Below are 17,450 nucleotides of genomic sequence, written 5' to 3'. Positions count from 1 at the left end.
CATGCGCAGCACTCTGAAACTCACCCTCGCTGCCTCGGCACTTCTCGCCCTGGGCGCCTGTTCCGACCAAAAGGCCTTCTCGTCCTGGTATCAGGAAGCCGGCGGCTATCTCGACGGCGGCACCTTCGGCAATTCCACGATGAACAACACGCTGGTGCACACCGGTCAGCTGAACTACGTGATCGATCTGAACGAACGTTTCGCCTCTGCCGTGCCAGCGACGGTAAATTTCGAGTTCAACTCGGCCATTCTCGATGGCGTGGCCCGTGACGCGATCCGCAAACAGGCGCATTTCATGGCGCAATTCCCGGAAGTCCGCTTCCGCGTCTATGGCCATACCGATCTCGTCGGTTCCAACGCCTATAACAAATCGCTCGGTCTGCGCCGCGCCAAGGCCGTGGTCGCCGAACTGGCCCGCAACGGCATCTCGCGTTCGCGTCTCGAAGCCATGGTGTCTTATGGCGAGACCCAACCGCTGATCGTGACCCAGAACCCGGAACGCAAGAACCGCCGCACCGTGACCGAGGTCTCGGGCTTCGTGGAGAATTCGAAACTGGTGATGGACAGCCGTTACGCCGAAATCATTCACCGCGAATATATCGAAAGCGCCACAGCGGAATCGGCCCTGGTCAGATTCGGCGCGCGTGAAATCGGCAACTAAGGCCGCAGCCCGCACTGCGGCAGGGAGCATCGTCCCGATTTAGCGAATTATTACGCGATTTCGGCCCTATTGTTGCCCCACTTGCCCGGCACCTTACCCCCAATGGGAGCAGTATGTCCGACGAAAGAGTCGGTCACACGCGCCAGGGGAAAAAGGGCCGGGCAAGTGTTTTTAGTGCTTCAGGTCACTTTGTAAGCCTGGCGTTCGATGAAAAGGACGCTTTGAGCAATGACGAGTGAAGCTCAGTTGCAATCAGAACCGGCGCCGCTTGCGGCCTGTACGATCAGCCGGGATGTGCAGAATTTCGATCTCTTGATCGAGGATATGGAAACCGAACTGGGCGAAGCCTGGGGGGACCTGTCCTTTGACGATGCACGCCAGTTCTTTCGCCAACCGGAGAGCGGCGGGTTGAAATTCGTTGCCCTGGCGCTGGACCACGAGGACGAGGGTCTGTTGGCGATGATCGCCGACCTGATCAAATCAGCCAAGGTTCAGGGCATCAAGGTGATCCTGGTCGCCGATGAGATCTCCCCCATGGCGCTGCACCAGCTGTTGCAGATGGGCGCGGAGGATTTCATCCCCTACCCGTTGCCTGAAAACGCGCTGCACGACGCCATCGAACGGCTGGACCAGCCGAACAAAGCCCCGGCCGTCGACTTTCTCGACACCGCGACCACTCCCGCCCCGAAACAGGGGCGCAACGGCATCGTCCTGCCGGTTCAGGCGATCTCGGGGGGGGCAGGCGCCACCACCGTCGCGGTCAACCTCGCCTGGGAATTGGCAAATGTCGAGAAAAAGGGCCCGCAACCCCGGGTGCTGCTGGTGGACATGAACCTGCAATACGGCTCGGTCTCCACCTATCTCGACCTGCCCCGGCGCGAAGCGGTCTATGAGCTCTGGTCCTCCACCGAGATGATGGATGACGACGCGTTCAAGAGCGCCCTGATGAATTTCAACGACAAACTGTCGGTTCTGACCGCCCCGCCGGAAATCCTGCCTCTGGATTTCATCGAGCCGGCCGATGTCGAGCGGTTGCTGGAAAAGGCGCAGGCACATTTCGACTATGTCATCATCGATATGCCGACCACGCTGGTGGCCTGGACCGAAACCGTTCTGATGGCCGCCGAATTCTACTTTGCCCCGATTGAGCTCGATCTGCGCTCGGCCCAGAACATCCTGCGGCTGCGTACCGCGCTGCGGGCCGAGGATCTGCCCTTCGAGAAACTGCGTTTCCTCCTGAACCGCGCTCCGAAAGGCATGGATCTGGCGGCCAAGGCACGCACCAAGCGCATGGCGGAAAATCTCGAGATCGCCATCGATGTGCAATTCCCCGATGGCGGCCGGCCGGTGCGCGAGGCCTGCGACCAGGGCGTGCCCTTGGGCATCGAAGCCACGAAGAATCCGCTGCGCAAGGAAATCCAGAAACTCGCGGCCAGCATCCATTCACGCCAGACGGAACAACTCGAAGCGGCACAATAGGGCCGGAAACCGGGGAAGAGGTGAGGGAAAAACATAATGTTTTCAAGATACAAGAAATCTGACGCGCGCAAAGCCGATCCCGTCAGCGCGCCACAGGCCTCGCCCAGAGCCGCCACGACCGCGCAACCGCAGGCCACGGCTTCGGCCGCGCCGTCAGCGCCGCCGCCTCAGCCCAAGGCCAAGCTGGCCACGCCCGCCCCGAAAGCCGTGCGGCGGGAAGGCCGCGCCGCGCAGGCCGCGCCGATGGACAAGGAGCGCCGTCGCAAGGAGCGTCTCAGCGAGATCAAGGTCGAGATGCACAAGCGTCTGCTCGAGGACCTGAACCTGTCCGCCCTGGAGACCGCGCCGGAAAAGGAACTGCGCGCGGAGATCACCAATATCACCGCCGAATTCCTCGCCGAACAGGGCCAGGTCCTGAACCGCGACGAACGTATCGCGCTCAATCAGGATCTCTATGACGAGGTCCGCGGCCTCGGCCCGCTGGAGCCGCTTCTGAAAGACGAGAGCGTCAACGATATTCTGGTCAACGGACCGCAGCAGATCTTCATCGAGCGCGCCGGCAAGCTGGAGCTGTCGGACATCACCTTCAAGGATGAGAAACACCTGTTGCGGATCATCGACAAGATCGTGTCCGCCGTGGGCCGACGGGTCGATGAATCGAACCCCTATGTCGACGCCCGTCTCGCCGACGGGTCGCGTTTCAACGCCATGGTGCCCCCCGTCGCGGTGGATGGCTCTCTGGTGTCCATTCGTAAATTCAAGAAAGACAAGCTCGGGATCGACGATCTGGTGAAGTTCGGCGCCTTTACCGAGGAAATGGCCGCCTATCTCCAGGCCGCCGTCTCGACCCGGCTCAACGTGATCGTCTCGGGCGGGACCGGCTCCGGTAAGACCACGACGCTCAACGCCTTGTCGTCGTTCATCGACAATGACGAACGCATCCTCACCATCGAGGACACGGCGGAACTTCAGCTGCAACAGACCCATGTCGGTCGGATGGAAAGCCGCCCGGCCAACGTCGAGGGCAAGGGCGCGGTGACCCAGCGCGATTGTTTGCGCAACGCGCTGCGGATGCGCCCCGACCGCATCATCGTCGGTGAAACCCGCGGCGAAGAGGTGATCGACATGTTGCAGGCGATGAACACCGGTCACGACGGCTCGATGACCACGATCCACGCCAACTCGGCGCGCGATGGCGTGTCGCGTCTCGAGAACATGATCGCCATGGCCGGGATCGAAATGCCGCTGAAGGCCGTGCGCTCTCAGATCGCCTCGGCCGTGAACCTGATCGTCCAGGCCTCGCGTCTGCAGGACGGCTCGCGTCGCATGGTGTCGATCACCGAGGTGACCGGCATGGAGGGCGACGTGATCTCGATGCAGGAAGTCTTCCGCTTCCAGCGCACCGGCCTCACCCCCGACAACAAGATCATCGGTCATTTCACCGCCACCGGTGTGCGCAGCCATTTCTCGGAACGCTTCCGGATGTGGGGGTATGACCTGCCGCCGGCGCTGTTCGAACCGACCAACCCGCGCTGAGACAGGAGCATCATCTCATGATCATTTCCATGGAACCGATCATCTACGGCGCGATTTTCGTCGCCGTGTTGCTTCTGGTCGAAGGCATCTACCTGACCGTGTTCGGCAAGTCGATCTCGTTGAATTCGCGGGTGAACCGGCGGTATGAGCTGTTGGAAAAGGGTTCGGGCGACCGCGAAGAGGTGCTCAATCAGCTGCGCAAGGAGATGAGCCAGCACCTCAAATCGCGGCAGATCCCGCTCTATTCGATCCTGGCCGAGAAAGCCCAGAAGGCCAATATCGCCTTCTCTCCGGTACAGCTCCTGATGATCATGGCGCTGCTCGGGATGGTGGCCTTTGTCGGGCTGTCCATCGGCACCTCCGCCTCGGTGCCGATCCGAATCGCGGTGGCGGTCGCCATGGGGATCGGCGGGGTCTATGTCTGGATTCAGGGCAAGGCCAAGAAACGCCTCGCGCTGATCGAGGAACAATTGCCCGATGCGGTGGAACTCATGGTCCGAAGCCTGCGGGTCGGCCACCCGTTCTCCAACGCGCTGACCATCGTCGCAAAAGAGGTCCCCGATCCGCTGGGCACGGAAATGGGCGTGATCGCCGATGAAAGCGCCTATGGCCGCGATGTCGGCGAGGCTCTCAAAGACATGGCCGAGCGGCTCGACATGCAGGATTTGCGCTTCCTCGCCGTCGCCGTGTCGATCCAACAGCAATCGGGCGGCAACCTCGCCGAGGTGCTCGACGGTCTGGCCAAGGTGATCCGCTCCCGGTTCAAACTGTTCCGCCGGGTGAAAGCGATCACCGCCGAGGCGCAATGGTCCGGTAATTTCCTCTCGGGCTTCCCGCTTCTGGCGCTTTTGCTGATCTCGCTGATGAAGCCCGACTATTACGATTCCGTCAAAGACACCGCCGCTTTCATCCCCGCCTGCCTGGTGGTCGCCGGCTTTCTCACCGCGAATATCTTCGTGATGAAATCGCTCGTGAACATCAAGGTCTGAGCCGGAAAGGACGACAGATATGCAAGAGATCTTTTCCTCCATTCTCGGCGATCAGCTGGGTCCGTTCGGCCCGCTGATCGTGATCGGGACCCTCGGCGCGGTGCTGATCCTTGCCGCCCTGCCGGCATTGTTGAAGCGCAAGGCCGATCCGATGGAGCGGCTGCGCAAACAGACGCAGTCCAAGGGCGGAGGCAGATCCCCGGCGCGGCTGCGTCAGGAAAACAGCAAAAGCGGCGCCAAGCTGGAAAAATATTCGGCCTTTCTCGAACCCCAGAGCGAAGAAGAATATTCCGCCGCCCAGCTGAAAATGATCCAGGCCGGCTACCGGACCAAAAACGCCGTGCGCATGTTCCATTTTGCGCAATTCGCCCTGGGGCTCGGCGCGCTTGCGATCGGTCTGCTCTTGGCCTTGCTGAAATCCTCGCAACAGGAAATGACGCCGAAATCCCTGATCCTGACCGTGCTCCTGCCGGCCTGTATCGGCTATATGGCGCCAAAATACTGGATCACCCGCCGGATCGAGAGCCGCAAGGAAGAAATCACCAACGGCTTTCCGGACGCGCTCGATCTCATGCTAGTCTGCGTCGAGGCCGGGCAATCTCTCGATCAGGCCATCATTCGCGTCGCCAAGGAAATCCGCTCCGGCTTTCCGGCGCTGGCCGACGAGTTCGAAATCGTCTCCTTCGAGATCAAGGCCGGCAAGGACAAGACCGTGGTGCTCAAGGACATGGCCGAACGCTGTGGCGTGCCCGATGTCGCCTCTTTCGTCACCGTGCTGATCCAGTCGCAGCAATTCGGCACCTCGATTGCCGACGCGCTCCGGATCTATGCCGCCGAAATGCGGGACAAACGGGTGATGCGGGCGGAAGAGGCCGCAAACAAGTTGCCTACCAAGATGACCCTTGCCACAATGATGCTGACCGTGCCGCCGCTTCTGATCATCCTGATCGGTCCTTCGGTCTATGACATCTACGTGCTGCTCAGGGAGACGAAGTTCTAAACCGTCTGCCGCGGGGAGCCCCAGACCACAAGGGACACCATGTCTCATCCAGGATTGCGCCGGGGCCTGGGCCCCGCGCTGCTTCTCTCTCTTCTGGCCGCCTGTCAATCGGGCGGCCTCAAACCTTTGGCCGAGGACGGCGCCTATGCACCGCCCGGCATCGACACCCACGAGCGCTCGGTGGACGGGCTGATTGTCGGCCACCGGCTGATGGCCGCGGGCGAATTCGAGCTGGCGCTCAAGGCCTATTACCGCGCGGCGGCACAACAGGGCATGACGGTCGACACGCTTTCGGCCATCGGCTCGGCGAAGCTCAGGCTCGGACGTCTGGGTCAGGCCGAGCGCGATCTGCGGCAGGCGATCGAGCTCGATGACACCTTCGTCCCGGCCTGGAACAATCTCGGCGTGGTGCTGATGGAAACCGGCCAATACGGCGAGGCCGAACGGGTGTTCCGCACCGCCTTCGCATTGGACAGTGGCCAATCTGCCGAAATTCGCGACAATCTGCGCTTGGCACTCGCAAAACTCGAAAATCCCGCGTATATTGACGAAAACAAGAGCGATTTCACCTTGGTGCGCCGCGGAACCGGAGAGTATCTCCTGCTGTCGCGCTGAAACGGTCAAAGACCCGGAGCAAAGACCCGAAAACGGGCGAGCGCTCGGAAACGAACCGTCAAAGAGGTGTGTAGAGTGAGGCAAGACGGGGCAAAGAGGCGCAAAGCCCGACGCCCCGAGCAGATATGAGGCGACAGGCACCATGACCACCATTTCCGTGCGCAACATTCATGTGATCACCCTGCTGTTGGCGGGCACCGTCGGCCTTTCGGCCTGTCAAAAGCCCTTTGGCGGCGATGTGCGCCGGGCCGACACCTCGGTCAATGCGATCGATGGCACCGGGCTCTCGGACATCATGCTCAACGCCGCCGATCCCAGGGAATCCGTCTCCTATTTCTCCCGGGCCGTCGGTGAGAAACCCGAACGCACCGATCTCAAACGTGGCCTGGCGAAATCGCTCATTCGCGCCGGGGAGCCTGATGCTGCGGTCGCCGCCTGGAAGACAGTGGTGGCGCAAGAGGATTCCAGCCTGGATGACAAGGTGGATTATGCCGACGCGCTGATCCGCACCGGCGACTGGAAAACGGCCGAACAGGTGCTCGATTCCGTGCCGCCGACCCATGAGACCTACAAGCGCTACCGGCTCGAGGCCATGGTCGCCGACAGCAATCAGGAATGGAAGAACGCCGACAGCTACTATCAGACTGCCGTCGGCCTCACCACCCGCCCTTCCGGCGTCTTGAACAACTGGGGCTATTCGAAACTGACCCGCGGCGAATATGCCGAGGCTGAAAAGCTCTTTGCCCAGGCGATCACCTACGATCCGTCGCTGTTCACCGCCAAGAACAACCTCATTCTGGCGCGCGGTGCGCAGGGAAAATACGACCTGCCGGTGATGGAAGTGACCCAGACCGAACGGGCGCAGCTTTTGTACACGCTCGGTCTGGCGGCGGTGAAAGCCGGCGATGTGAGCATCGGCAAAGGCCTGATCAAGGAAGCGATCGACGCCCATCCGCAGCATTTCGAAGCCGCCGTGCGCAGCCTGCGCGCTCTGGAAGCCAACGTGTCGAACGGCTGATTTTCCGATGCTCGCCCTGCCCGCTCAGGCCGCGATCTGGTTTCTCGGCCCCGTCGCGCTGGTGTCCTTCCTCGCCGCGTTCAATGATCTTAAGCGGATGAAACTGCCCAATCCGGTGGTTCTGCTGCTTGCTGCGATCTACCTGGTGATGGGGCCGTTTCTGTTGCCCTTCGCGCAATATCTCTGGGGCTTTGCGCATGCGTTCGTGATGTATTTCGTCGGCATGTTCGCCTTTGCCTATCTCGGCGTCGGCGCTGGCGATGGCAAATTCGCCGCCGCCATGTCGATGTTCATTCCCTTTGCCGATCTGGGCGCGGTCCTGACGCTCTTTTCCGCCTTCCTGCTCGGAGCCTTTCTGGCCCATCGGGCGCTCCGGGCCCTGCCCCTTATCCGTCGGGCAACGCCGGATTGGATCTCCTGGGAGGCCAGGAAATTCCCCATGGGTCTGGCGCTTGCCGGCACCATGGTCAGCTATCTCGGACTGGCCGCGGCCTTTTGAGCCATCCCTCCAATGAGCCCCCCTCTCCGAGCGCGGCCGGGCAAGACCGCGATCACTCGCGGATGATCGGATAGACCAGCATCATCGGATCTCTGAGCGGCGGGCGCAGTTTCAGCCCCGCCATCTCCAGAGCCGCCAATGCATTGCGCTCGATCTCGGTGTCCAGCGGGCAGGTCGGCACGATGATGGCATCGGCATGTTCGATCCCCGGCGTGCCCGAGTAATACCAGGGCGCACCGCCCTCGAGCGGCTCGAAGCCGCCGAGAATCCACACCGCCGAGGCGATATCGGCCATGAAGAACTGACTCTCCGGCGGGAAGTTGAACGGCGGTTCCTTCAACCGGTCCGCCATGTAGCGATGCAGCGCCAGATCACCGGCCTGCAGGCTGCAGCGCGGCAGGGTCTCGCCCAGAAATGTGACCGGTTCAAACCGTTCATCCTCGATCACATAGGGTTTCAACCCCTCGTAGCGATCCGCCAATGCCGTGCGTCCGAGCACCATGCCGCTGCGTTGCGACATGACGAAAAGATCCCCGAGCTCCGGCACCTCCGCGAATTGCGGCACATAGTCCTCGGTCTCGAGCGCCATATGCCGAAACGGGCTGGTGACGATATTTTGCAGAGACGGCACGATCAGGGCAAAGGCCACCAGCGCCAGCGCCGCGATGGCGTTGCGGGCATCGGCGTTGAACAACACCCGCGCGCCACGATCCGGGCGCTGCGTCATCAGGAGAACGCACAGCAGAAACAGCCATTTCGGATCATTGCCGAAATTCTGATAGGTGACATAGACAAAGCCCGGCGCCAGCAGGAAAAGCAACAGGCCGAGACGCTCGGCGCGGGCCTGGCGCAACACGATGACCGAGAACACGAGGGTGAGCGTGGCGACCAGAAAGCGCGGCGCGTTGAGAACCTTCAAGAGCGGCAGCCCCGGTGCCGCCCGGGTCTCGGAGCGGGTCACGCTCAGCAGATCCCCGACATAGGCGGGCAGGAAGTCGATGCCATAGATCCCGATCATCGCCAGCGCGACGAGCAGCCCCGCAAGCACCCCGGCGGAGAGGCTGCGCCAGGCGCCACGGGTGGCAAATCCAAACGCCACGGGAAGCACGAAACCCACGAAATAAGTGGGTTTGCTCAGCGCCAGCAGCGCCAGCATCACACCCGCGATGATCCCGTCGAGCCGGGGCGCCGCACGCTCCGGCACCGGCGGCAGGACTGCCAGCAGGATCGCGACATAGGCGGCGGCCCAGGCCCAGCGGTTGTAATACATCGACACGGAGATCGCGGTGATCGCCTCGCCATGGACCAGCGCCAGGATCATCGCCACGCTCACCGCCCCATAGGCCCAGGCCCCGAGCCCGGTGAGCCGTGAGGTGCCGACCCGCCAGATCGGCAGGGCAAAACACAGCGCGACGAGGATCTGCCCCGCGATGAAGGCTTCGCCGATGCCGAGCCCCAGCTTGCTCATCGCAACGATCGGCAGAAAGGCGAAAATCCCGATCGGGGTCGAGAAATCGAGATGCGGCAGCTGGCCCTGCACCATACGCAGAATGATCTCGACCATATGCGCGGCGTCGCCCTCGTGGCGGTCGATGTAAAGCCCGCCCCTGGCAAGCCCCAGACCGCCGAACAACAGGATCAAAACCAAAAGAAATCCGGCATACCTGCCCAATGAAATCTTATTCATACTGCCCGCCTCGAAATTTTCCGAAAGCCTAGGATCAAACAGTCCTGATTGCAAAGGCGGCGCGGAGAAATTTGTCGAATTTCTTGGCTTTGACCACAAGCCTCCATAGACTTGCCGCAAACTGGCCTTAACCACGGATCAAACGACCGGCGGGAGGCGCAGAGCCGCCCGCAGCCGGCGCGGACCAACACGCCTGTACACGCATGGAAAAGAGCAGAGCCACATGACCCTGGACAGCACCCCGAATGTGATCGCCCCCGTCACCCCCCGTCACGCCGAAGACACCGGGCTGTCCCCCGTGATGATGCGCGACATCGTGTTGAAGACCATGTTCCGCACCAATCTCGAACAGGTCTCGCGGCTGTCAGAGGTGCTGGCCATTCCGGTTTCCGTCACCCAGGATCTGATCGACCGGGCCCGTGAACAGGGGCTCATCGAAGCCACCGGCACGCTGCACGCGGGCGCCGGTTCCGAGATGGGGTTCCGCCTCTCCGACAGCGGCAAATCCCGCGCCCTCGATGCGCTCAGCCAATCGGAATATTACGGCGCCATGCCGGTGCCGCTCGAGATCTATGCCGAACAGGTGAAACGCCAATCCGTGCGCAATATGAAAGTGACCCGTGATGCGCTCCTCGGCGCGATGGGACATCTCATCCTGCCGCCGGATCTTCTCGATCAGCTCGGACCGGCGGTGGGCGCCGGGCGTTCGATCCTGATGTACGGCCCGCCGGGCAACGGCAAATCCTCGATCTCCAACGGCATCCGCGATGCGCTTGGCGATCTGATCTATGTGCCGCGCGCGGTCGAATACAACGGCTCGGTGATCACGGTCTACGACCCGCTGATGCATGTGAAACGCGAGGATGTCGAGGATGACGCCATGGCGCTCAGAAAGACCGCCAACCGGTTCGATCGTCGCTATGTGCGTTGCGAACGCCCCTCGGTGGTGACCGGCGGTGAGCTATCGCTCGACATGCTCGATCTGGTCTATAACCCCACCGCGCGCACCTATCAGGCGCCGTTGCAGCTCAAATCCACCGGCGGGATCTTCATCGTCGACGACCTTGGCCGTCAGGAAGAGCCGCCGCAGAAACTCGTCAACCGCTGGATCGTGCCGCTGGAAGAGAGCAAGGATATTCTCGCGCTCCAGTCCGGTGAGAAATTCGAAGTGCCGTTCGATACGCTGGTGATCTTCTCCACCAACTTCCATCCGAACAAGATCTTCGATACCGCCGCGCTGCGCCGGATCTTCTACAAGATCAAGATCGACGGCCCGGATCAGGAGGGCTTCCTGAAAATCTTCGCCATGGTGGCGCGCAAGAAGAAGATGCCGCTCGATGAGGCCTCGCTGGTCTATCTGTTGAAAGAGAAATACCCGACCATCGACAATGTCTACGCCAATTATCAGCCGGTCTTCCTGATCGATCAGATCATCTCGATCTGCGAATTCGAGGGCATCCCCTATCAGATGACCCCGGATCTCATCGATCGGGCCTGGGCCAACATGTTCGTCGAGGAAAGCGAATTCGCGCATTGACGCGATGCCCCGAATGAGGGGCTTTCCAAAGCTTCGCGCACCCGGCATCCTCCCGATCAAAAGGGAGGACTATCATGCACAATACCGAACAGGCCAAGATGGGGCTGACCACGATTGGACTGGCAGGCGTCGGCCGGATGGGTCGCGGCATGCTCGCCAATATGCTCAAAGCCGGGATCGAGGTCGCCGGGTTCGACATTCGCCCGGAAAGCGATTTTCCCGGTCTGCCGGTCACCTCGGATGCGGATCGCTTTGCCGAGCGGCTCGAGACGCTTTTCACCGTGGTGCGCGATGCCGATCAGACCGACGAGGTGCTTTTCGGCACGCAGGGCTTTGTCACCCGCGCCAAAAAGCTCAAGACCGTGGTGATCTGTTCGACGCTGTCGCCCAATTACGTGCGCGAACTGCGGGCGCGGGTGCCGGATCATATCGCGCTCGTCGATGCGCCGATGTCCGGCGCCCAGGTCGGCGCCCGCGAAGCGACACTGGCCTTCATGATCGGTGGTGCGGAGACGGATGTCGCCGCCCTCATACCGATGTTTCAGGCCATGGGCACGAATATCCACCATATGGGCGGGTTTGGCGACGGCATGCAGAGCAAGGTCTTGAACAACCTGCTCTGTTCCTCGCATACCGCCATGGCGCGGCTGGTACTTGATTGGGCCGACAAGACCGGGGTCGACCGGCAGAAGCTTCTGAACCTGATCGAAACCGCCACCGGTCAGAACTGGTTCACCTCGCGCTTCGACCAGATCGAGTTCTCCCGCCACGGGTTCGAACCGGACAACACCATCGGCATTCTGGTGAAGGATGTCACCTGTGCTCTGGATGCCGCGCCCGAAGGCGCCGATACATCTCTGCCGGAAGTGGTGCGCGAGGCGATGCGAGACCTCAAGCCGATTGCATAAATCACACGAAAAAGGCCCCTGTGCTGCACGCGGGGCCTTTTGACATGTAGGTTTCCAACATGCGCCGATTTAAGGTTTCAGGCGGTCAGCCCCTCGGGTTCCGCCAGCCCATGCACCCGGCAACAGGCGGTGAGCGTATTGGCCAACAGACAGGCGATGGTCATCGGCCCGACCCCACCCGGCACCGGGGTGATCGCGCCGGCGACGTCTTTTGCGGCCTCGAAATCGACATCCCCCACCAGCCGGGTCTTGACGCTGCCATCTTCATGGCTGCCCTTCTCCGGCGCCGGGATGCGGTTGATGCCGACGTCGATCACGCTGGCCCCCGGTTTGATCCAGTCGCCCTGCACGAAATGCGCGCGCCCGACGGCGGCCACGACGATATCGGCACGTTTCACCACCTCGGGCAGATCCTTGGTCCGGCTATGCGCCACGGTGACCGTGCAACTGTCGCCCAGAAGAAGCTGTGCCATCGGCTTGCCGACAATATTGGAGCGCCCGATCACCACGGCGTTGAGCCCGGACAGGCTGCCATGGTGATCGCGCAGCATCATCAGGCAGCCCAGCGGTGTACAGGGCACCATGGCCTTTTGCCCGGTGCCCAAAAGCCCGACATTGGAGATATGGAACCCGTCGACATCCTTGGCCGGATTGATCGCATTGATCACCAGCGCCTCGTCGAGATGCGCCGGAAGCGGCAATTGCACAAGGATGCCATGCACATCCTTGTCGGCATTGAGCCTCTCGATGAGGGCCAGAAGGTCTTCTTCGGAGGTTTCCGCCGGCAGCTTGTGCTCATAGGAGTTCATCCCGACCTCGACGGTCTGTTTGCCCTTGGAGCGCACGTAGACCTCGGAGGCCGGATCGTCGCCGACCAGCACCACGGCGAGGCCGGGTGTGATGCCCTGTGCCTCCTTGAGCCGCGCCACATGGGTTGCCACCTTGCCGCGTACGGTCGCGGCGAAGGCCTTGCCATCGATCAGGGTTGCCGTCATGTCCGTCTCCACTTCCCAGCCTATCCTATGCGTCGCGCCCGAGCACCCGGTCCTCGCGGGCAATCATCTCTTCGATCATCAGGGCCCACATCTGGCGGGCCAGAACCGGTTCGAAACCTTTGTCTTTCGCCTCGGCCTCGACCTTGTCGAGAACATCGAGCACCCGGGCTTCGATCCGCGCCGGCAGACCTTCGCCGGGTTTCAGCTCGGCGGCGCGGTCGATATGCGCCTGGCGCAGCGACAGAAGCGCGATGAGCTCGCGGTCGAGCGCGTCGATCTGCAGCCTGAGATCGGCCATGGTGGTGATGTCGGCTGGCGGTTTGAGCGTCATGCGAGTCCCCTTTGCGGCGGCTTTAACATGCGGTCGCGCCCGGGAAAAGCTCCGGCTTTGCTCCTCAGGTTTTCCTCAGGGTCAGGAAAAGCCGTTTGAACGGGAACCAGACGCCGCCGCCCTCCTCCAAAGGATAGGCCTCACCCAGCGCAGCATCATAGGCGGCGAGATACTCTGCCTCGCGCCCCTCGGCCTCGAAATGCGCGAGATAGGGCCGCAGATAAGTCGACCGGGTGAACTGGCGCACCGGATGGCCTTCGGCTGCGGGTGGCAGGTTCTGCATATACTCCGTCATCCAGACCCGGACCTCTCCCAGAGGCGCCAGCAGCGCGGCATAGGTGCGAGGCGCGCGCACATGAGGTTTGGCCCTGGTCTCCGGGAAGGCCTTGGGCGCGAGATCATGCGCCACCTGACGCGCCAGCGCATGCGAGGGGGCATCGTGCTGATACGGCACCTGCGTGGCGAGCCAACCGCCGGGAACAAGCCTCTCGATCAGCCGCGGCAGCAAGGTCTTGTGATCCGGCAGCCAGTTGAGCGCGGCATTGGTGAAGAGAAGCGCATTTCCTTCTCCGAGATCATGGCGGGCGATATCACCGCCCTGCACCTCAGTGTAAAGCGACAGCGCACGGGCCTTGGCCCGCATCGCCTCGGACTGTTCCACCCCGATCAGGACCCGCTCGGGAAAGCGCGCCCGGAGCAGCGGGGCCACCGCCCCTGCCCCGCAACCGAGGTCGCGGATCTCGCCTTGGGGCAGCTCCCCGACCGCGTTCAGCAGGTCCAGAGCCGGCCGCAGGCGCAGATCGGTGAAACGCGCATATTGCTCCGGGTTCCAATCGCTCATGCCGGCTCCTCCCTGTGGCACGTCAAAGAAAAACCGCGCCGGTGAGGGCGCGGTTTCATGTTTCTGCCGATCAGGCCGACGGTTCCGGGTTCAGCCCGCCGTCCGATTTGGGCTTTTTCTTGGTCTTCGGAATGGCCGTGACCGAGGCGCTCTCATCCTTGCCGGAGGCACCGCCGTCGCCATCCTCGCCCGGATGCGGCGGTTCGCCCTTGATCACCCGCATGATCTCTTCGCCGGTCAGGGTCTCGTATTCCAACAGCCCCTGGGCCAGACGATCGAATTCCTCGGCATTCTCGGAAATGATCCGGTAAGCCTCGGCATAGCCTTCGTCGATGAAGCGTTTGACCTCTTCCTCGATCAGCTCCTTGGTATGGGCCGAGACCGAGAAACCGGCAGTGTTGCCCGAATAGCCCTCAGCAGCTTCCGCGTAGTCGATATTGCCGACCTTGTCGGACATGCCGTAGCGCATGACCATGGCGCGCGCCAACTGGCTGGCCTGCTGGATGTCGCCGACCGGGCCGGAGGAGACTTCGTCCTCGCCATATTTGAAGATCTCGGCCGCCTTGCCCGCCATGGTCATGGCGATGCGTTGACGGGCCTCGTCCTTGAACATCTGCAGCTTGTCCATCTCCGGCAGGCTCATCACCATGCCCAGAGCACCTCCGCGCGGAATGATCGTGGCCTTATAGACCGGATCGCATTTCGGCAGCTTGAGCCCGACGATGGCATGCCCCGCCTCGTGATAGGCGGTCTTTTCCTTTTGCTCGTCGGTCAGGACCATGGACCGGCGTTCCGCGCCCATCATCACCTTGTCCTTGGCCTGTTCGAAATCGTCCATCGTCACCTGACGACGCCCGATCCGGGCGGCCATCAGCGCAGCCTCGTTGACGAGGTTCGCCAGATCGGCGCCGGAGAAACCTGGTGTGCCGCGGGCGATCACGCGCAGATCGACATTCGGGCCGAGCGGCACCTTGCGGGCGTGGACGTTGAGGATTTTCTCGCGGCCCTTGATATCCGGATTCGGCACGGTGACCTGACGGTCGAAGCGGCCCGGACGCAGAAGCGCGGGGTCCAACACGTCACGGCGGTTGGTCGCGGCAACGATGATGATGCCCTCATTGGCCTCGAACCCGTCCATCTCGACCAGAAGCTGGTTGAGCGTCTGTTCACGTTCGTCATTGCCACCACCGTAGCCGGCGCCACGGGCGCGGCCGACGGCGTCGATCTCGTCGATGAACAGAATACAGGGCGCATTTTTTTTCGCCTGTTCGAACATGTCGCGCACGCGGCTCGCACCGACACCGACGAACATTTCGACGAAATCAGAACCGGAAATGGTGAAGAAGGGCACGCCCGCCTCGCCCGCAATGGCGCGGGCCAGGAGCGTCTTACCGGTGCCCGGAGGGCCGACCAGCAGAGCGCCTTTCGGGATCTTACCGCCCAGCGCGGAGAATTTCTGCGGGTTGCGCAGGAACTCGACGATCTCTTCGAGCTCTTCCTTGGCCTCGTCGATGCCGGCGACATCGTCAAAGGTCACGCGACCCTGTTTCTCGGTCAGGAGTTTCGCCCGCGACTTGCCAAAGCCCATGGCCCCGCCTTTGCCGCCGCCCTGCATCCGGTTCATGAAATAGATCCAGACCCCGATGATCAGGAAGATCGGCAGGAAGGAAATGATGAACGGCATGATGCCGCTCTGTTCCTGCGGCTTGCCCTCAACCGTCACGTTCTTCGCCAGAAGCTCGGAGACGAGCGCGTTGTCGCCCGGGTTGATCGTATATTTACGGCGATTGTCGGCGCCGGTGAAATAGACTTTCTCCCCGTCGATGTCGACCGAGGTGACGGTGCCGTCATCCACCTGCGACATGAACTGGGAATAGGGGACGACTTCCGACGACATCGTGTTCTGATTGCCGCCCAGCACCTGAAACAGCGCCAGAACCAGCATCAGAAGCACGAGCCAGAAGGCGAGATTACGTGCATTGCCCAAGGGGGGTTCTCCTCGAAATAATCATGCCCACGCATGGGAACGCGAGCTTTCCCTCTAAAATAGGCATGAACGGGCTAAGTTCAATGCGATAAAAGCGCCGTAAAGAAACCACCTTTCGGATGGATCAACCGCGCGCTTGCCCCGCCCATGCCCGCGAGCGGCGCAGAGATCAGGGTGTTTCCGTCAAACACAGCGGGCGAGGCGGCGAGCGTTTCGCGGGACGGCGCATCCTTGTCGCGCTCGCCCAGTTGCAACAGCCCGTCTTCGCCCAGAGCGCGAATGACAAAATCTTTATTCTCAACACCTTCAACGATCCAGCGCCGGTCCCAGAGACTGCCCACCGTGGCCGTGACACCGGCAACGGCGGCATGTTCACGGGTCAGACGAAACGTATCCTTTCCGCCCAGAAGCCGCACCCCGTGCAGCGTCGCATCGCGGCCGCGCATCATTGCCGAGAGAAATTCCTGCAGCTTCATGCCGCGCGGACCGTAATCGGCCGAGGCAATCCACCGCAGGGCCTGGGCGACAAGCCGCCTGTTCACCTCGGGCGCCGCCTCGGTGAAGCGCCGACGATCGATGACCAGATCACCACCATCCTCGCGCACGCATTCGAGCGCATGATCATGCGTGGCGAAATCCAGCGCCGAGCGCACCTGGCTCAGGTGATCCATCACCCGCCCCACCACATGCACGTCGATGCCGAGTTTCGACAGTTCCTCCATGGCGCGGCGCGCCTTGACGCGCTCGAAGGCCTCATCGTCATTCGACGGGTCGTCGATCCAGGGTTCGCGCAGCTCGCGCAGATATTGCCGGAGCTCGAAACGCTCCTGCATCAACAACGGCCGCACCCAGGTGATACCATCGGAGACCCGACGCCGCTGCATGCCGGTGAGCCCGTCGATGCCGGAGGTCCGCGCCAGGCGCATGAAGAAGGTCTCCGCCTGATCGTCGGCGGTATGCGCCAAGGCGATGGTCGAAATCTCCCGCACCTTGGCCCAATCGGCCATCAGCCGGTAGCGCGCGCGTCGGGCGGCATCCTGAAGATTGCCCTCGCCCTTGTAGCCGGTCCAATTGAGCGTGGTGTGTTTGACCTTCAGCCTCTGCGCCACCTCTGCGGCGAACCTGGCCTCCTGTGCCGCTTCCGGCCGCAGCCCGTGATTCACCGTCACCGCCTCGAGCCGGACCTTTTCCTCGGCCGCCCATTCCGCCATCAGGTGCAAAAGCGCGATACTGTCGCCACCGCCGGAGACCGCCACGGCCAGATGGTCGGGCTTGTCAAAGGCAAAGGCGGTCGCCACGAAATGGCGCAGCATGGCGTGGCTGGCGAGTTTTTCATCCATGGGCGCGGCGCCTTTCTCGGGCATACA

At 62.1% G+C, this 17,450-nt stretch carries 16 protein-coding genes; 10 read left to right on the top strand and 6 right to left on the bottom strand.

Annotated features, from left to right (window positions below; all coding sequences use genetic code 11):
• The first annotated feature begins 1 nt into the window (after position 1).
• The 8 genes from BM151_RS13845 to BM151_RS13810 all read left to right on the top strand — a co-directional run bounded on the left by BM151_RS13845 (position 2) and on the right by BM151_RS13810 (position 7,797).
• Positions 2-661, top strand: a complete 660-nt coding sequence (locus BM151_RS13845; protein ID WP_090061320.1) for an OmpA family protein — start codon at positions 2-4, stop codon at positions 659-661.
• Positions 662-889: 228 nt separating this feature from the next.
• Positions 890-2,140 (top strand): CpaE/TadZ family protein, encoded by a 1,251-nt coding sequence (locus tag BM151_RS13840; protein ID WP_090061319.1) that lies wholly within the window; start codon positions 890-892, stop codon positions 2,138-2,140.
• 36 nt (positions 2,141-2,176) lie between these two features.
• A complete protein-coding gene (locus BM151_RS13835; protein ID WP_090061318.1) occupies positions 2,177-3,676 on the top strand; it encodes a TadA family conjugal transfer-associated ATPase in 1,500 nt (499 codons plus the stop codon).
• A 17-nt stretch (positions 3,677-3,693) separates the two neighbouring features.
• The gene (locus BM151_RS13830) at positions 3,694-4,665 is read left to right on the top strand and encodes a type II secretion system F family protein (protein WP_090061317.1); all 972 of its coding nucleotides are present in this window, start codon (positions 3,694-3,696) and stop codon (positions 4,663-4,665) included.
• Between the two features lie 19 nt (positions 4,666-4,684).
• A complete protein-coding gene (locus tag BM151_RS13825; RefSeq protein ID WP_090061316.1) occupies positions 4,685-5,665 on the top strand; it encodes a type II secretion system F family protein in 981 nt (326 codons plus the stop codon).
• Positions 5,666-5,704: 39 nt separating this feature from the next.
• A complete protein-coding gene (locus tag BM151_RS13820; RefSeq protein ID WP_090061315.1) occupies positions 5,705-6,280 on the top strand; it encodes a tetratricopeptide repeat protein in 576 nt (191 codons plus the stop codon).
• Between the two features lie 142 nt (positions 6,281-6,422).
• Positions 6,423-7,298, top strand: a complete 876-nt coding sequence (locus BM151_RS13815) for a tetratricopeptide repeat protein (protein ID WP_090061314.1) — start codon at positions 6,423-6,425, stop codon at positions 7,296-7,298.
• A gap of 7 nt (positions 7,299-7,305) precedes the next feature.
• A complete protein-coding gene (locus BM151_RS13810; protein WP_090061313.1) occupies positions 7,306-7,797 on the top strand; it encodes an A24 family peptidase in 492 nt (163 codons plus the stop codon).
• Between the two features lie 52 nt (positions 7,798-7,849).
• Here the strand turns inward: BM151_RS13810 and BM151_RS13805 are convergent, their stop codons facing one another.
• Positions 7,850-9,484: a glycosyltransferase family protein gene (locus tag BM151_RS13805; RefSeq protein ID WP_090061312.1), complete on the bottom strand. Its 1,635-nt coding sequence runs from the start codon at positions 9,482-9,484 to the stop codon at positions 7,850-7,852.
• 223 nt (positions 9,485-9,707) lie between these two features.
• Here BM151_RS13805 and BM151_RS13800 point away from each other — a divergent pair, with 223 nt between their 5' ends.
• Positions 9,708-11,021 carry a P-loop NTPase family protein gene (locus tag BM151_RS13800; protein WP_090061311.1) on the top strand — a complete coding sequence of 438 codons (1,314 nt, stop codon included), beginning with the start codon at positions 9,708-9,710 and terminating at the stop codon, positions 11,019-11,021.
• Between the two features lie 74 nt (positions 11,022-11,095).
• Positions 11,096-11,929, top strand: coding sequence for an NAD(P)-dependent oxidoreductase (locus BM151_RS13795; RefSeq protein WP_245781214.1), 834 nt, complete (start codon positions 11,096-11,098; stop codon positions 11,927-11,929).
• A 77-nt stretch (positions 11,930-12,006) separates the two neighbouring features.
• Here BM151_RS13795 and folD read toward each other — a convergent pair whose 3' ends face one another.
• From folD to tilS, 5 genes are all read right to left on the bottom strand, one after another.
• The gene (folD, locus tag BM151_RS13790) at positions 12,007-12,924 is read right to left on the bottom strand and encodes a bifunctional methylenetetrahydrofolate dehydrogenase/methenyltetrahydrofolate cyclohydrolase FolD (RefSeq protein ID WP_090061310.1); all 918 of its coding nucleotides are present in this window, start codon (positions 12,922-12,924) and stop codon (positions 12,007-12,009) included.
• A 25-nt stretch (positions 12,925-12,949) separates the two neighbouring features.
• Entirely contained in the window at positions 12,950-13,255 is a 306-nt protein-coding gene (locus BM151_RS13785; protein WP_090061309.1) for a chorismate mutase, read from the bottom strand.
• A gap of 64 nt (positions 13,256-13,319) precedes the next feature.
• Complete coding sequence (locus tag BM151_RS13780; RefSeq protein WP_090061308.1) at positions 13,320-14,096, bottom strand: methyltransferase domain-containing protein; 777 nt, start codon at positions 14,094-14,096, stop codon at positions 13,320-13,322.
• A 70-nt stretch (positions 14,097-14,166) separates the two neighbouring features.
• Entirely contained in the window at positions 14,167-16,083 is a 1,917-nt protein-coding gene (gene ftsH / locus BM151_RS13775; protein WP_090061307.1) for an ATP-dependent zinc metalloprotease FtsH, read from the bottom strand.
• A gap of 80 nt (positions 16,084-16,163) precedes the next feature.
• Positions 16,164-17,423 carry a tRNA lysidine(34) synthetase TilS gene (gene tilS / locus BM151_RS13770; RefSeq protein ID WP_177213150.1) on the bottom strand — a complete coding sequence of 420 codons (1,260 nt, stop codon included), beginning with the start codon at positions 17,421-17,423 and terminating at the stop codon, positions 16,164-16,166.
• Positions 17,424-17,450: the final 27 nt, after the last annotated feature.

This window comes from Celeribacter neptunius (assembly GCF_900113955.1).
Classification (GTDB): domain Bacteria; phylum Pseudomonadota; class Alphaproteobacteria; order Rhodobacterales; family Rhodobacteraceae; genus Celeribacter; species Celeribacter neptunius.
Note: the sequence above shows the minus strand (reverse complement) of the source record. Positions and strands in the feature narration are given on the sequence as shown.